Raw genomic sequence first — 14,435 nt, 5'->3', positions numbered from 1 at the left:
CGACATGCCCAGGGCAATCGCATGAAGATTCTGGGCTGTTAGCACAAGGCGGAAAACCAGCATGCCAAGGGGGCCTTTTAGCTCTGTTGGGTTGTAGGAGGCCCGCCCTCGCGGCCGATACCCCCTGTCGCGGCGGAGCGCCGCTCCTACACGGCCCCCCTGAACGATGAAACAGGTTCATGCGATCGCCCTGGCGACATGGCCCCCCGGCATCCGGCGGGGCCGGCCGATCATGCTACATTAAAACAGTCATGTTTAAGAGGACGTCCCCATGAAACGCCTTGCCATCGTGCTTGCCGCCACCCTGCTCGGCGCCTGTGCCAGTGAAGCGCCCAAATCCTCCGGCGAACCGGTACGCCCCTCACAGATCAACACCCAGGAAACCTACGACGAGGGCCAGATGGCACGCGAGGCCAATGACTTCCTCGGCGAGGGTGCGGAAGGGCTGGCCAGCGCCATCAGCAAGGCCTTCCAGGACCAGGGCCGCCCGAATGCCTACATCCGCGGCGAGGAAGGCGGTGGCGCCATCATCGCCGGGGTGCGCTATGGCCAGGGGGAGCTCGTGACCAAGAGCGGCCAGCGACGCAAGGTCTACTGGCAGGGCCCCTCGATCGGCTTCGACTTCGGCGCCAACGCCGGCAAGGTCTTCATCCTGATCTACAACTTGCCGGACACAGACATGCTATTCCAGCGCTTCGCCGGGGTGGACGGCAGTGCCTATTTCGTCGGCGGGGTGAGCATGAACTACGCCCGCAGCGGCAACATCGTGGTTGCGCCGATGCGTGTCGGGGTGGGCATGCGCCTGGGGGCCAACGTGGGCTACATCCACTTCACCCCGACCATGTCCTGGAACCCGTTCTGATCTCTTTGCAGCGGCGGCCCCTCAGCCGCCGAGCCTCACCACTCCACTCTCCAGCCGTCCGTCCCGGTAAAGCCGCAGCCAGCGGTAGCCGGGCGGCTGCCCATCCAGGGCGAACCCGACGGACAGCGGCCTGAACTGCCCGTTGGTCGACGGCGTGCCCAGCACCAACACCCCCTCGTGCAGCGTGGTCTGCTCCATGTGCGCATGGCCGTGGATGATCGCCCTCACCCGTGCGTGGCGGCGGATCACCCGCCACAGGGCATCGGCGTTCTCGAGCCCGATGCGATCCAGCCAGGCCGTGCCCGTCGGCAGGGGAGGATGGTGCAGGCCGAGCAGGACGGGCGTGACCGCCGCGCCCAGCTCCCGATCCAGCCAGGCCAGGGTCGCGTCGTCGATGCGCCCCTCCACCGCCCCGATCTTGCGGCTGTTGACCAGCAACACGCGCCAACCCGGCAGATCAAAGGCGCACGGCTCCCCTGCCATCGCCTCGGGCAGGTCATGATTGCCCGGCGTCCAGAGGACCGGCGCCCCCCATCCGGCGAGCAACCCCTCGATCCGCCGCTGGGCTGGACGCCCGGCATCATGGGTGGCATCGCCCGTATGCACCACAAGGTCAGGGCGCGGGAAGCGTGCATGCGCATCCGCCAACACACGCCGGAGCAGGGCGTCGGCCGGCAGGCCCCAGAGACGGAAATCCTCCGCCTCGCCCAGGTGGGTGTCGGTCAGCTGAAGCAGGATAGAAAAGGAATTCATGGATATATAAATGGTTATTGCGCGCGATCCGCGCAGGACAAACTACCATTGCCCACGGACCCACCCAAACCGTCATTGCCTCAAGGAGAGACCCATGTCACGACGCCTCACCCTTACCCTCCTGCCCCTTGCCCTCGCCCTCGCCGCCCCCGTGCTGGCCGATGAGGCCGCCAAGCTCGACCAGGCCCGCGCCATCGCCAAGGAATTCGGTGGCACCTTGAAGGGCGAGCTGGAGAAGGCCATGCAGGCCGGCGGCCCGGTGGCGGCCATCGAGGTCTGCCACAGCAAGGCCCCCGCCATTGCCAAAGATCTGTCGGGCAAATACGGGGTGGAGGTGCACCGCACCAGCCTCAAGCCGCGCGCCACCGCGCCGCAGGACTGGGAAATCCCCGTGCTGACGGCCTTCGATGAGCGCCGCGCCAAGGGTGAGGACCCGAACGCCATCGAATTCCATCAAGTGACCGAAATCGACGGCAAGCCGCACCTGCGCTACATGAAGGCGATCGGCACCCTGCCGGTGTGCCTCAACTGCCATGGCGAGGACATCAAGCCCGAGGTCAAGGCCAAGCTCGAGGCCCTCTACCCCGAGGACAAGGCGACCGGCTACAAGGCTGGCGAACTGCGCGGCGCATTCTCCATCACCGCGCCGCTGTGAGCAGCGGAGGCGGGCTTGGGCGATTCCCCGCGCAGGCCCGCCCCTTGCCTCTCAGACCGCCCTGAACACCCCTCTTACGCGGTCCTTCACCATCCCGGCATGCGGCCGCACCAGGCCGTGCATGCCGATATGCACCCCCGCCCCCTCCCCCGCGATGAGCCAGCCCAGGCTCAGGGCCAGGTTGACCACCGCTTCCTGCCGGTCATAGGCATACGGCTTCATCGCCCCGGTCAGGACGATGCGCCGCCCGGGGCAGCGCGCCGCAAGGTGCGCGGCGGTCAGGTGCATGGTGTCGGTGCCATGCACGATCAGGATCTTGCTCTCCTGGGCTGCAAGGATCGTTTGCGCGATCTGCTCGCGATCGGCGTCGTCCATCGCCAGGCTGTCCTTGTGGATCAGCCCCACCAGCCTGAACGCCAGATTGCCACGCAGCTCCGCGAGGATGGCCTCCACCGCCTGTTCATCCTGCGGGACGAACAGCTCGCCGCTGATCTCGTCATAACGCTTGTTGAAGGTGCCGCCGGTGTTGAGGATGAGGATGTCGGCCATGGTCAATCGCCTTTCTCGTCGAGCAGGGCGCGGATGCTCGCCCGCACCTGCGGTTCATTCCAGTCGATGCCGCCCGCCACCGCAAGGCGGACGCGCCCCTGCCGGTCGATGAGGAAGCTGGTCGGGTAGGCATAGACCTGCCAGGCCTTCGCCGCCTCGCGCGCAGGATCGAGCAGGATGGGGAAACCCAGCCGGTGACGGGCGACGAAGTCGCGCATGGCCGGCTCGTTCTCGCCCAGATTGACCGCGAGGATTTCCAGCCCCTGCCCGCGCCAGTCCTGCCACAGCTGCTGCATGGACGGCATCTCGTGCACACAGGGCGGACACCAGCTGGCCCAGAAATTCACCAGCACCACCTTGCCACGCAGGGCGGCAAGATCGTACGCCCTGCCATCCAGCCCGGGCAGGACCAAAGCCGGTGGCAAGGGCTGCCCGGCGACCGCCACCAGGCCACGCTGGCGCGGCGATGCCGTCCGCTCGACCGCTGCGCCCTCCCCTTCTGCGGTCACGGCCGCGGCGGGGATGGGTTCACGCAGCAGCCGTTGAACCCCCTGCGCCATCCAACCGGGCAGGCGCTCGGCCTGGGCCAGCTCCTCGGCCGTGGCATCTGGGCGGAAGAAGAACCGGTCGCGCGCCTCCGGCACGCCGCGCCAGTAGACCCGCGCCCCGCGCAGGGCCTGCAAAAGCTCGGGGAGGCGCAGCGCGGTGGTCGAGAGCTCCGGCTGGATCAGGAACAGCGGCAGGTTGGTCAGCCGTGCCGCCGGGGTCAGGCGGGCCGGCTGCCCGGGATTGGGGGTTTCCAGAAAGAGGTTGGGGGTGATGAGCAGCGCGCCGCGCACGCGGGCATCGCCGGGGTGGGCACGCTGCCAGTGGCGCAGGGCCTCCAGCAGCGGCACGCTGCCCCGGTCATGGCTCACCAGGATGAGCGGGGCCGGGGCCTGCGCAACCGCCGCCTCGATGGCCTGGGCCAGTCCGTCGACCGGCAGCGCCATGAGGCTGGCCTCGCTCACCGGCAGCATCCAGGCGGCGAACGGGTCGGCCAGCCAGGTCTCGATCCCGCGTGCCACCAGCGCCTCGGCCACCCGCTGCTGCCCCTCCTGCACCCCATGCTCGGAGGGCAGCCAGAGCAGCACGGCCCGCGGCTGTTGCGCTTCCACAACAGACACAGTCAACTCGGCCTCGCCCGCCCGCAGCACCCGCTCCTGCGCGTGCGCAGGGCCCGCCGCCAGCGCACCCGCGAGGCCGATCAGAAAGGCTTTCAGGATGCGCCGTGACACCAAATCCCCTAAAATGACCGCAAACTTCATCGCAATGCCCCGAGTGCCCCATGGATCAGGCCAAGCCTTTCCGCTACATCATCGAGAGTGTCACCCAGGACGGCAAGCGTTTCCGTCCCAGCGACTGGATCGACCGTCTCTCCAGCTGGGACGCCACCTTCGCCCAGCATCGCCTGGTCTATTCCGAACGCCTGCACCCGGTGAACATCAAGGGTGAAAAGTGCCTGGCCATTGAGCCCGAGCTCAAGGAGCAGGCCCCGGCGATGTACGAGCAGATCATCGGCTTCGCCCGCGCCAACAAGCTCAAGGCCCATCGCCAGACCCCGGATGGCGAAATGACTGAAATCGCCCTCGATGACCTCTAAGCACGCCCCGAAGGTCGGGTTCGTCAGCCTGGGATGCCCCAAGGCGCTGGTCGACTCCGAGCGCATCCTCACCCAGCTGCGGGCCGAAGGCTACGCCATCTCCCCGAGCTACGACGACGCCGACCTCGTGGTGGTCAACACCTGCGGCTTCATCGATGAGGCGGTGGAGGAGTCCCTCTCCACCATTGGCGAGGCCTTGGCGGAAAACGGCAAGGTCATCGTCACCGGCTGCCTGGGCGCACGCGAGGATGGGGACATGGTGCGCAAGGCCCATCCGAACGTGCTCGCCGTGACCGGCCCGCACGCCTATCAGGAGGTGATGCACGCGGTGCACGAGCACCTGCCGCCGCAGCATGACCCGTTCATCGACCTGGTGCCGCCGCAGGGCGTGAAGCTCACCCCCAAGCACTACGCCTACCTGAAGATCTCCGAGGGCTGCAACCACCGCTGCACCTTCTGCATTATCCCCCAATTGCGCGGCGACCTCGTCAGCCGCCCCATCGGCGAGGTGATGACCGAGGCGGAAAACCTGGTCAAGGCCGGGGTCAAGGAGCTCTTGGTCGTCTCCCAGGACACCAGCGCCTACGGCCTGGACCTGAAATACAAGACCGACTTCTGGGGAGGCCGTCCGCTCAAGACCCGCTTCTATGATCTTGCCCGCGCGCTCGGCGAGCTGGGCGTATGGGTGCGGATGCACTACGTCTACCCTTACCCGCACGTGGACGAGGTCATCCCGCTGATGGCGGAGGGCAAGATCCTGCCCTACCTCGACATCCCCTTCCAGCACGCCAGCCCGCGCATCCTCAAGGCGATGAAACGCCCGGCCTCGAGCGAGAACGTCCTCGCCCGCATCAAGGCCTGGCGCGACGTCTGTCCTGATCTAGCCATTCGCTCCACCTTTATCGTCGGTTTTCCCGGCGAGACCGAGGACGACTTCGAGCAGCTGCTTGAGTTTCTCGACGAGGCGCAGATCGACCGCGCCGGCTGCTTCAAGTACTCGCCGGTCGAAGGCGCCCCGGCCAATGACCTGCCGGGCGCCGTGCCCGAGGAGGTCAAGGAGGAACGCTGGCACCGCTTCATGGAGCATCAGGCACGGATCAGCGAGGCGCGCCTGGAGGCCAGGCTCGGCCGCCGCCTGACCGTACTGGTGGACGAGATCGACGAGGAAGGTGCCGTGGCCCGCTCCTATGCCGATGCGCCCGAGATCGACGGCAACGTGTTCATCGACGGCGCCACCGGCCTTGCGCCGGGCGATTTCGTCGAAGTGGAAATCACCGAATACGGCGAACACGACCTGTGGGGCGTGCCTGTTGCGGATTGATCCGCGGCGGCGTCCTCGCCATCCCTCCCGCGAGGACCCACGATGTGCTTTTCCGCTCCCGTCAGCTTCACGGCCGCCACGGCCCTGATCCCTGTCGGCCTGGTTACCCTGCATCAAGCCTGGCGCGGTGACCGCCGCTTTCTCGGGCTGGCTGCCTTTCCGCTGCTGTTCGGCGTCCAGCAGGCCTTCGAGGGTCTGGTCTGGCTCAACCTCGGCGGCTGGCACCCCGAACGGGCGCCGATCTCCGCGCTCGGCTTCCTGTTCTTCGTCTATCTGGTCTGGCCCATGCTGGTGCCACTGGCCGCCCGTGGGCTGGAGTCGCGCCCCCGCCATCGGCTGACCCTGCTCGGACTCGGCCTGGCCGCCGGAGGGGCGGGCGCATTCGTCTTTCTGCCCTTGCTGCTCAACGCAGGATGGCTGGAGGTGAGCGTCGTTAAGCGCTCCATCCTCTACCACCCCCGCCTGCTCGTCGGTGAACAGTTCAGCGAATGGGCCTTTCGCATCGGCTACGCCCTGATCGTCACCCTGCCGCTTCTGACGTCCGCCCTCGCGAATGTACGCCTCTTCGGCGGGCTGGTGGCGCTCTCGCTGATCTTGAGCGCCCTGTATTTCGACCACGCCTTCACCTCGGTGTGGTGCTTCTTCGCCGCCCTGCTGTCCCTCTTCATCCTGCGGCTGGTTCGGCTCGATGCCCGCACGGTCCCGCCCGGGGTAAGATCAGCGCCTACCCACGCCCAGGAAGCAAGCCGCCCATGAACGCCGAACGCCCCTTCATTCCGCTCAATATCGCCGTCCTCACCGTCTCCGACACCCGCACCCTGGAGAATGACACCTCCGGGCAAACGCTGGTGGACCGGGTCGAGGCCGCCGGGCATCGCGTGCACGCCCGTCGCATCGTCAAGGACGACCTCTACGCCATCCGCGCCGTGGTGTCGGAGTGGATCGCGGATGCGGATGTGCAGGTCGTCATCTCCACCGGTGGCACCGGCTTCACCGGACGCGATGGCACCCCCGAGGCCATCCGGCCCCTGCTGGATAAGGAGATGGACGGCTTCGGCGAGCTGTTCCGCGCCCTCTCCTACCAGGACATCGGCACCTCGACCATCAACTCCCGCGCCACCGCCGGGGTCGCCAACGGCACCTTCGTCTTCGTCCTGCCCGGCTCCTCCGGCGCCTGCCGCGACGGCTGGGACAAGATCATCCAGCCTCAGCTGGACTACCGCACCCGGCCGTGCAACCTGGTGGAGCTGATGCCGAGGCTGCTGGAGCGCTGAGGAAACGCTGAATTTTTCTCCCCATCCCTGCGCCCCTGAGTCAGCCGCCCTCCCGCAACCGGCTCCAGGTCCGGTTACCCAAGGTAAGCACGGGCAGGAACAGGGGGGCAAGACTCAGCAGCAACCAGGGACTCAGTTCCTCCTCCGGCCACAGGGCGAGCATGCGCGCCATCAGGACGCCACCGGCCAGCAGCAACAACCCCAACATGCCAAGATAAAGCCAGCGCATGGGCGTAGCGGGGTGCCGCCAAGGCGCCAGCATGACCATGCCCAGCAGGCTGAGAAGGTAGAAACCCATGCACAGCCAGGCACCGAGCGGGTCGCCATGGGCATGGAGTGCCACGGCAAAGATCGGCATCCACAGGGTGGCGCCGACAAACCCACCGATCCAGCCCCAGCGGGCCCCACTTTCCGGTGTCGCCATTATCCAGCTCCTCACGGCCAAGCGAAGAAAAGCCTGGCCTGCTTGCCCCCCACAATCTTCACCTCACGGATCTGCGGAGCCAGCCCCGCAGTCGACGGGGCCGGTGACTTGAGGGGGGCGACCTCCACCGCGTAGGGTCCGTCCGGCAGCTGAACGTAGAACAGCGGCCCGTCCGATGGGGCCTCCAGCACGGTTTCCCCCTTCGCGTTGAACACGCGCACCTGCATGTCGCCCAGGTATTCGCCACTCTTGCGCGCCATCTCGATGCGCAGGGGGTAGTCCTTGGCCCAGCGCTCGAGTGCCGCGCGCTCGGCCAACCCCACCCCACCGCCGATGTAGCTGATGCCGTTCTGCAGCGAGGGGATGAGGATGACGCTGTCGATCTCCTCCTGCGTCGGCGGCTGCTTGTCGATGCGCTCATAGCCGGGGTCACGGGGCGACTGGGCCAAGGCCACTGGACCAAGGCCGAGGAGGAGGGGCAGGAGCAGGCGATGCATAGGCTCATCTCCATCAAGAACACTCACCAAGCCTAGGATAATCCACCCACTGTCCCTTGGTGAGCGGCAGGCGGTCATGCCGCAGGGCCTCGCGCAGGGCGTGTTGCCAGAAATGTACCGCCTCGGGATGCGCGGCATCCACCGGGTGCAGCCCCAAGCGCAGCAGGGGGTAGCGTTTGGGATGTGCCAGCACACGGCGCAGCAAACGTTCATTGAACAGGGCGGAGAGGTGTCTGCGCCAGGCGGAGCGCACGCTCCACACCAGGCTGGGGGCAGTCAGGCGGGTGCCCCCCGGCAAGAGGATGATCTCCCGCCGGGTCGTGGCATACGCATAGGGCCCCTCGCGCAACGCGGCGTGTGTGCCGGGCCCCATCAGCCAGGCCGGGGCGACGAAGCCCCGCGGCGCCCACCTCAGGGTACGAAGGCGTCGCCATCCCTCGTGCAGGCGCCGGGCGGCCTCATCCTTGGACAGGGCGTCGAATTCACCCTCGCTCGCGGTGTAGATGCGCCGCCTGAACCACTCACGTAGGCCGCGCGGCGACGGGGCTTCGTCGAGATGGACAAGGCCATGCGCCACCACCTCGTCCCCGCGGGCCAAACGCTGCTCGATGGCGGCGAGGAAGGACGGAAATTGCTCGATGCCCCCCTTGTGGTGATGATCCGCCACCACCAGCAGGGTGACGGGCACCGGGGCCACCTCCTCCAGGGCCGCGAGCAGACGCTCACAAGCCGGCCAGGTGTGGGGCGAGACATCGTGCAGCACCACGCTCACGGCCACCGGGCGCGTACTTGCCATCGACATGCTCAATCCTCCGGCAGGGAGCGGCCCGCCAGCAGGCCCTGGTAGAGCCGACGCTGGCGGGCGAAGACGGCCTCCCAGCGGTAATCGGCCTCCACCCGGGCGCGCGCTGCCCGCCCCATGGCATGCCAGTCGGACGCGAACAGCTGGCGGACGGCCTCGGCGAGTCCCACCGCATCGCGTGGCTCGGCCAGCAGGCCGACCTCCGGTGAGATGAGCTCGGGCAGCGCCCCACCACGTACGCCGACCACTGGCAGGCCCGAGGCCATGGCCTCGAGCACGATCAGGCCGAAGGTCTCCTGGTCTCCGGCGTGCACTAGGGCATCGGCGGAGGCCAGCAGGCGGGCCAGACGATCTCCGTCACAAAAGCGGCCCTGCACACTCACGTTGTCCAGGGTGACGGATGGCATGTCGGGGCCGATCAACAGGAGGTGATAGCCCGGCCCGAGCCGACGCATGGCAGCGAGCAGCACGTCGATGTTCTTCTCGCGCGCGTAGCGGCCGGCGAACACGAGCAGGCGGGTGGACTCCTTGAGGCCAAGTTCCGCGCGCAGGGCGGGATCGCGCCGCGCGGGGTCGAAGCGCCCGGCATCCACCCCCAGCGGCTGCCAGACCACCCGTGTCAGCCCCAGCCCACGCAGTCGCTCTGCCAACGCACGACTCGGGACCTGCACCACCGCGAAGGCTTCATACAAGCTGCGCAGATAGGAGCGCACCGGGGCCGCGGCCCAGTCCCCGCAACGTCGGCTGATCAGCCGCTCCACATCAGAGTGCACGAACACGGTTGCCGGGATGCCCAGGCGATCGGCCGCAGCCCATGCTGCCCCTGCCAGACGATAGGGGTCGCCCGCCTCGATCAGGTCGGGGGCCTGGTCAACCAAGGCCCCGACCCAGGGGGCACGCCGGAGAGGAAAGCGATAGCCATGGCTGAACGGCAGGCGGGGTGCGGGCAGGGTCAGGTGATCACCATGCCGGTGCGCCCGCCCGGCCGGGCTGAGCAGGGTGTGCCTATCCCCCTGCTGGCAGTACCAGCGCCGCTTGGCGTGCAGGTAGCGGCGAACGCCGCCCCCGTGGGGGGTATAGAACATGGTGATGTCGCAAACGTGCATGGCACACACCATGTGGGATGAACATGACAGTCCTGTTATAGCAGGGCCATGGCGATCTGCAGGCAGGCGGCGGCCATGAGCCCCGCGGCAAGGTCGTCCAGCATGATGCCAAGTCCGCCGTGGAAGCGGCGATCCAGCCAGCCGACCGGCCCTGGCTTGAGGATGTCGAACAAACGGAACAGCACGAAGCCGGCAAGGACCCAGGGCCACTCAAGCGGCAGGCCTGCCAGCGCGACCCACAGCCCCACCCATTCATCCCACACGATGCTGCCGGGATCATCGCGGCCCATCTTCCGCGCGGCCTCCCCACACAACCAGATGCCGGCGAGGGCGGCGAGCAGCACGACACCAAGGTAGAGCGGCAGGGCGAGCTTAGCCAGCACCAACCAGGGCAGCAGGGCCGCGAGGGTGCCGAAGGTGCCGGGCGCCTTGGGCACGAGCCCGCTGCCAAGACCGTGGGCCAGCAGCAGCACCGGATCGCGCAGGACGTGGCGGGCGTGGATCTCAGGCAAAGTGGTCATGCCCCTGGTGTGCAAGCGGAAACAAAGAACCGTCCGGGGCGAGCAGGCGCAGGCCCGGATCGGGGTCAATACGGCCGATCACCGTGACCGGGGCGGGCAGATCAGGCAGGCGACCGGCCTCGTCTGGCGGGAGGGTGAACAGCAGCTCATAGTCGTCCCCACCGGCGAGCTGATGGCGCCAGGACCTATCCTTGGGCAGGGCCTCGAGCACCGGCGAGGACGGCAGCCGGGCAAGCTCCACGGTTGCCCCCACCTTGCTTGCGGCGAGGATATGGCCCAGATCCTGCGCCAGGCCGTCGGAGATGTCGATGGCGCTCGTCGCCACCCCGCGCAGGGCAAGCCCGAGCGCCACGCGCGGCTCGGGGCGATGCAGGCGGGCGAGGGCCTGTGCGGCCGGCCCCTCCGACAGGAGGTGCTCACCGAGGCGGTGTGCCAGGCCGGCGGCGGCCTCGCCGGGGACCCCGCTGACGCAGATCCAATCGCCCGGCCGCGCCCCGGACCGGCGCAAGGCCTGGTCCGAAGGCAGCTCCCCCATGGCAGTCAGGCCAAAGGCGAGAGGCCCGCGGGTCGTGTCGCCCCCCGCGAGCACGGCCCCGTGCCGCTTTGCCTGCGCGAACAGGCCGTCAGCGAAGGCCGCGATCCAGCGCTCATCCACCGCAGGCAGGGTGAGGTTGAGGAACAGCCAGCGTGGCCGGGCCCCCATGGCTGCGAGGTCGCTGAGGTTGACGGCGGCGAGCTTGTAGCCGAGATCACGGGGATCATCATCGGGCAGGAAGTGTACCCCGCTGACCATCGTGTCCGTGGTCACCGCAAGCGTCATGCCGGGCGAAGGCTTAAGCAGGGCGCAGTCGTCCCCCACCCCGAGGATCAGACCTTCGGTGTGGGCAGGATGACTGAAATAGGCTTTAATCAGATCGAACTCACCCATACGCCCGGCCATGCGGAAATTACTCGCGCTTCTGTTGTTGCTCACCCTCGCGCCGGGCGCCCTTGCCTTCACCGTGCTGGAATACGTCGACCGCAATGGCAAGGTCTCGCTGATCACCTTGCAGGGTGGCTGGGCGCGCGGCCAGACCGAGAAGAGCGACTATACCTATGTCCTGGCCGATCTTACGGCCCCCCGCGTGTATTTCGTCGACATGGGCGAACGCACGCTCACCGATGCCACCCGGGTGTTCTTCGGCGGCGAACGCCTGTTCTTCAATCTGGAAAAGGCCGGCGCGGGACCGGAGGTTGCCGGCCGCCCCACCACCGAATACATCATCCGCGATGGCAACGACACCCTCTGCAGCCGGATCTTCATCTGGGATCGCCCCCCAGAGCGCGACCTGCAGCAACTGCAGGACTTCTTCGCCGCGATGCGGGTGAACCCACGCGAGATCATGCCGGGGCTGGGCACCCTGGCCCAAGGCCTGCTCTCGCCCTGCGCGCGCGCCGAGCTGGACGCCTTTGGCGCCCTGGCGCAGCGCGGCCTGCCGGTGATGCGCATCAACGCATGGAAGGAAACCACCTTCAGGGTCACCGAGGTGCGCCGGGAGGATGGCATCAAGGCCTGCATGCTCGCCCTGCCAAGATCCTATGCGGACATGCCACCGCCGGTCCTGGCGCTGAAAATCCTCAACCGCGCCCTATGGGGCGGGCGGCCGAAGCCGCCCACACCCCTTACGCTCGAGTGCCCGTGATCAGAACTTGGCCGCGGCGAACTCGGCGGCGCGCAACGTGGGCACCAGCTTGTCCAGCACCCCGTTCACGAAACCATGGCTGCCTTCGGCGCCGAACATCTTGGCCAGCTCGATGGCCTCGTTGATCACCACCCGGTAGGGCAGCTCGGGGCAGTCGCGCAGCTCGAAGGCCCCGATCCAGAGGATGGCATGTTCGATCGGATCGACCTCCGCCAGCGGCCGGCTGACCAGCGGTGCGATCAGGGCATCCAGTTCCGCCCGCGCCGCAAGAATCCCCTGCAGCAGGCGACGGAAGTGCTCCAGATCGGCCTTGAGGATGTCCGGCTCCTCCATGAACTGTGCCTCAAGCTCGAGGGCGGTGGTCGGATTGATTTGGGCCTGGTAGAGCGCCTGCACGGCCTTGCGCCGCGCGCGGCGGCGCGCGGCCATGCCCGGGGGGGCCGGACGGACGCGGGGACGAGAGGATGCGGATGAATCAGTCACGATCAAACCTTACAAAGAACGGATGCGCCTTGGACGCGGCGCGGAACCTGGAAAACGCAGCACTAAGCCCTCAGCTCAAGAGGGGCCCGGGGGCTTGGCCTTGCTTCGTAGGAGGCCCGCCCTCGGGCCGATGCCCCCACGCCCGTTCGCGGCGGGGGCGCCGCTCCTACGGCTCAAGCCCTCGGAAGGCCCAGCCCCCCCTCAGGCCTCGATCTGGTCAAGCAGATTGACCATCTCAATCGCGGTCATCGCGGCCTCGAAGCCCTTGTTGCCGGCCTTGGTGCCGGCGCGTTCGATCGCCTGCTCGATGGTGTCGGTGGTCAGCACGCCGAAGATGACCGGCAGACCGAAGTCCAGTCCGACACTGGCCAGGCCCTTGGCCGCCTCGCCCGCCACGTAGTCGAAATGGGCGGTGGAGCCGCGGATCACCGCACCAAGGGCGATGATGGCGTCGTAACGCTCGGCGGCCGCCAGCTTCTGGGCCACCAGCGGCAGCTCGTAGGCACCCGGCACGCGCACGATATGGATGTCCTCGTCCTTCACGCCATGGCGCTTAAGGCCGTCCAGCGCCCCCTGCAGCAGGGACTCGGTGATGAAGGCATTGAAGCGGGTGACGAGGATGGCGAAACGGCCACCGTCGATGTTCAGACCGCCCTCGATGGTGCGAATGGTGCTCATCGTAGTTCTCTTACTCGGAAACATAGTCGACCGCTTCCAGGCCAAAGCCTGCAAGGGCGTGGAAACGCTTGGGCGCCGAGAGCACGCGCATCTTGCGCACGCCAAGATCCAAGAGGATCTGCGCGCCGATGCCGTAGGTACGCTGCTCGTGCGAGGCGCCCTCCCCCGCACGGTCCTCGGCCCGGCCCCCCAGGCCCAGCATGCGGATGCGGCGCACCAGCTCGCGCGGCTCCTCCGTGGGGCGCAACAGCACCAGCACGCCGGCTCCGGCCTCGGCGATGCGCCGCAGGGCGTCGTCCAGCGGCCAGCCGCAGCCCGTCTCACCGTGCAGCACGTCGCATAAGGTGTTCTGCACCTGCACCCTCACCATGATCGGCTCGTCGGCCCGCGGCTGCCCCTTGACCAGCGCCAGGTGGACGAGGCCATCGACCCGGTCCTGGTAGGCGAACAGGCGGAACTCGCCGAAACGGGTCGGGAATGACGCCTCGGCCACCCGCTCGACGCTGTGCTCGTGCTTGAGACGATAGCGGATCAAATCCTCGATGGTACCGATCTTCAGGCCATGCTCGGCGGCAAACTTCTCAAGGTCCGGGCGGCGCGCCATGGTGCCGTCCTCGTTGAGGATCTCGACGATCACTGCCGCCGGCTCGAAACCCGCCAGCCGCGCGAGGTCGCAGCCCGCCTCGGTGTGGCCGGCCCGGGTCAGCACGCCGCCCGGACGGGCCATGAGCGGGAAGATGTGGCCGGGCTGGACCAGATCCTCCGGCTTCGCATCCTTCGCCACCGCAGCCTGCACGGTGCGCGCGCGGTCGGCGGCGGAGATGCCGGTGGTCACCCCCTCGGCGGCCTCGATGGAGACGGTGAAGTTGGTGCCGAAGTTCTCGCCGGTGCGGCTGACCATCAGCGGCAGGCGCAGGCGTTCGCAGCGCTCCTGGGTCAGGGTCAGGCAGATCAGCCCGCGGCCGTAGCGCGCCATGAAGTTGATGTCCTCGGGGCGCGCCTTCTCGGCGACCATCAACAGGTCGCCTTCGTTCTCGCGGTTCTCGTCATCCATGATGATGACCATGCGCCCGGCGCGGAGGTCGTCAAGGATTTCCTCGGTGCTATTGAGGTTCATGGATGCGCTGACAAAGAAAGGGATGGGCAACTTTATCACAGCCGGGCATGCCGTCACCCATCATTGATG

Annotated in this window: 19 protein-coding genes; 7 read left to right on the top strand and 12 right to left on the bottom strand. The window is 67.7% G+C overall.

Going from position 1 to position 14,435, the window contains the following annotated elements; genetic code table 11:
* Positions 1-271: 271 nt before the first annotated feature.
* Positions 272-862 carry a DUF1134 domain-containing protein gene (locus tag V6D91_RS10750; protein WP_347320371.1) on the top strand — a complete coding sequence of 197 codons (591 nt, stop codon included), beginning with the start codon at positions 272-274 and terminating at the stop codon, positions 860-862.
* Positions 863-883: 21 nt separating this feature from the next.
* On the opposite strand, the gene V6D91_RS10745 is transcribed toward V6D91_RS10750, so the two are convergent.
* The gene (locus V6D91_RS10745) at positions 884-1,615 is read right to left on the bottom strand and encodes a phosphodiesterase (RefSeq protein ID WP_347320370.1); all 732 of its coding nucleotides are present in this window, start codon (positions 1,613-1,615) and stop codon (positions 884-886) included.
* 94 nt (positions 1,616-1,709) lie between these two features.
* Between V6D91_RS10745 and V6D91_RS10740 the strand changes: the two genes are divergently transcribed.
* Positions 1,710-2,270, top strand: a complete 561-nt coding sequence (locus V6D91_RS10740) for a DUF3365 domain-containing protein (protein ID WP_347320368.1) — start codon at positions 1,710-1,712, stop codon at positions 2,268-2,270.
* Positions 2,271-2,321: 51 nt separating this feature from the next.
* Here V6D91_RS10740 and V6D91_RS10735 read toward each other — a convergent pair whose 3' ends face one another.
* Together V6D91_RS10735 and V6D91_RS10730 are read right to left on the bottom strand one after the other, a co-directional pair.
* Complete coding sequence (locus V6D91_RS10735; protein WP_347320366.1) at positions 2,322-2,819, bottom strand: asparaginase domain-containing protein; 498 nt, start codon at positions 2,817-2,819, stop codon at positions 2,322-2,324.
* A gap of 2 nt (positions 2,820-2,821) precedes the next feature.
* Complete coding sequence (locus tag V6D91_RS10730; protein ID WP_347320364.1) at positions 2,822-4,096, bottom strand: TlpA disulfide reductase family protein; 1,275 nt, start codon at positions 4,094-4,096, stop codon at positions 2,822-2,824.
* 50 nt (positions 4,097-4,146) lie between these two features.
* On the opposite strand from V6D91_RS10730, the gene V6D91_RS10725 reads away from it, so the two are divergent.
* Genes V6D91_RS10725 through moaB form a run of 4 tightly spaced genes read left to right on the top strand, consistent with a single transcriptional unit; the run spans position 4,147 to position 7,056 of the window.
* A complete protein-coding gene (locus tag V6D91_RS10725; protein ID WP_347320361.1) occupies positions 4,147-4,461 on the top strand; it encodes a DUF3579 domain-containing protein in 315 nt (104 codons plus the stop codon).
* The gene (rimO, locus tag V6D91_RS10720; RefSeq protein ID WP_347320358.1) at positions 4,451-5,782 is read left to right on the top strand and encodes a 30S ribosomal protein S12 methylthiotransferase RimO; all 1,332 of its coding nucleotides are present in this window, start codon (positions 4,451-4,453) and stop codon (positions 5,780-5,782) included. Before V6D91_RS10725 ends, rimO begins: the two co-directional genes overlap by 11 nt.
* 42 nt (positions 5,783-5,824) lie before the next feature.
* Positions 5,825-6,538: a DUF6629 family protein gene (locus V6D91_RS10715; protein ID WP_347320356.1), complete on the top strand. Its 714-nt coding sequence runs from the start codon at positions 5,825-5,827 to the stop codon at positions 6,536-6,538.
* Positions 6,535-7,056 (top strand): molybdenum cofactor biosynthesis protein B, encoded by a 522-nt coding sequence (moaB, locus tag V6D91_RS10710; RefSeq protein ID WP_347320354.1) that lies wholly within the window; start codon positions 6,535-6,537, stop codon positions 7,054-7,056. The genes V6D91_RS10715 and moaB overlap by 4 nt, the downstream gene beginning before the upstream one ends.
* 40 nt (positions 7,057-7,096) lie before the next feature.
* On the opposite strand, the gene V6D91_RS10705 is transcribed toward moaB, so the two are convergent.
* The 6 genes from V6D91_RS10705 to thiL are packed head-to-tail and all read right to left on the bottom strand — an operon-like array spanning position 7,097 to position 11,346.
* Positions 7,097-7,480 carry a hypothetical protein gene (locus V6D91_RS10705; RefSeq protein ID WP_347320353.1) on the bottom strand — a complete coding sequence of 128 codons (384 nt, stop codon included), beginning with the start codon at positions 7,478-7,480 and terminating at the stop codon, positions 7,097-7,099.
* An 11-nt stretch (positions 7,481-7,491) separates the two neighbouring features.
* Positions 7,492-7,977, bottom strand: a complete 486-nt coding sequence (locus V6D91_RS10700) for a hypothetical protein (protein WP_347320351.1) — start codon at positions 7,975-7,977, stop codon at positions 7,492-7,494.
* A gap of 13 nt (positions 7,978-7,990) precedes the next feature.
* Complete coding sequence (locus V6D91_RS10695; protein ID WP_347320349.1) at positions 7,991-8,779, bottom strand: polysaccharide deacetylase family protein; 789 nt, start codon at positions 8,777-8,779, stop codon at positions 7,991-7,993.
* 2 nt (positions 8,780-8,781) lie between these two features.
* On the bottom strand, positions 8,782-9,885 hold the full coding sequence (locus V6D91_RS10690) for a glycosyltransferase (protein WP_347320348.1): 1,104 nt from the start codon (positions 9,883-9,885) through the stop codon (positions 8,782-8,784).
* Between the two features lie 35 nt (positions 9,886-9,920).
* Complete coding sequence (locus V6D91_RS10685; RefSeq protein ID WP_347320346.1) at positions 9,921-10,406, bottom strand: phosphatidylglycerophosphatase A; 486 nt, start codon at positions 10,404-10,406, stop codon at positions 9,921-9,923.
* A complete protein-coding gene (gene thiL, locus V6D91_RS10680) occupies positions 10,390-11,346 on the bottom strand; it encodes a thiamine-phosphate kinase (RefSeq protein WP_347320344.1) in 957 nt (318 codons plus the stop codon). Before thiL ends, V6D91_RS10685 begins: the two co-directional genes overlap by 17 nt.
* Here thiL and V6D91_RS10675 point away from each other — a divergent pair.
* Positions 11,345-12,088: a hypothetical protein gene (locus tag V6D91_RS10675; RefSeq protein WP_347320343.1), complete on the top strand. Its 744-nt coding sequence runs from the start codon at positions 11,345-11,347 to the stop codon at positions 12,086-12,088. The genes thiL and V6D91_RS10675 overlap by 2 nt on opposite strands.
* On the opposite strand, the gene nusB is transcribed toward V6D91_RS10675, so the two are convergent.
* The 3 genes from nusB to ribBA form a co-directional block, all read right to left on the bottom strand.
* The gene (gene nusB, locus V6D91_RS10670) at positions 12,089-12,517 is read right to left on the bottom strand and encodes a transcription antitermination factor NusB (RefSeq protein ID WP_347320341.1); all 429 of its coding nucleotides are present in this window, start codon (positions 12,515-12,517) and stop codon (positions 12,089-12,091) included.
* Positions 12,518-12,772: 255 nt separating this feature from the next.
* Complete coding sequence (gene ribE / locus V6D91_RS10665) at positions 12,773-13,249, bottom strand: 6,7-dimethyl-8-ribityllumazine synthase (RefSeq protein WP_347320340.1); 477 nt, start codon at positions 13,247-13,249, stop codon at positions 12,773-12,775.
* 10 nt (positions 13,250-13,259) lie between these two features.
* Entirely contained in the window at positions 13,260-14,366 is a 1,107-nt protein-coding gene (gene ribBA / locus V6D91_RS10660) for a bifunctional 3,4-dihydroxy-2-butanone-4-phosphate synthase/GTP cyclohydrolase II (RefSeq protein WP_347320338.1), read from the bottom strand.
* Between the last annotated feature and the right edge of the window lie 69 nt (positions 14,367-14,435).

Origin of the sequence: Thiofaba sp. EF100 (assembly GCF_039822285.1) — a bacterium.
GTDB lineage: Bacteria > Pseudomonadota > Gammaproteobacteria > Halothiobacillales > Halothiobacillaceae > Thiofaba.
This window is presented reverse-complemented; position numbering and strand designations above follow the sequence as displayed.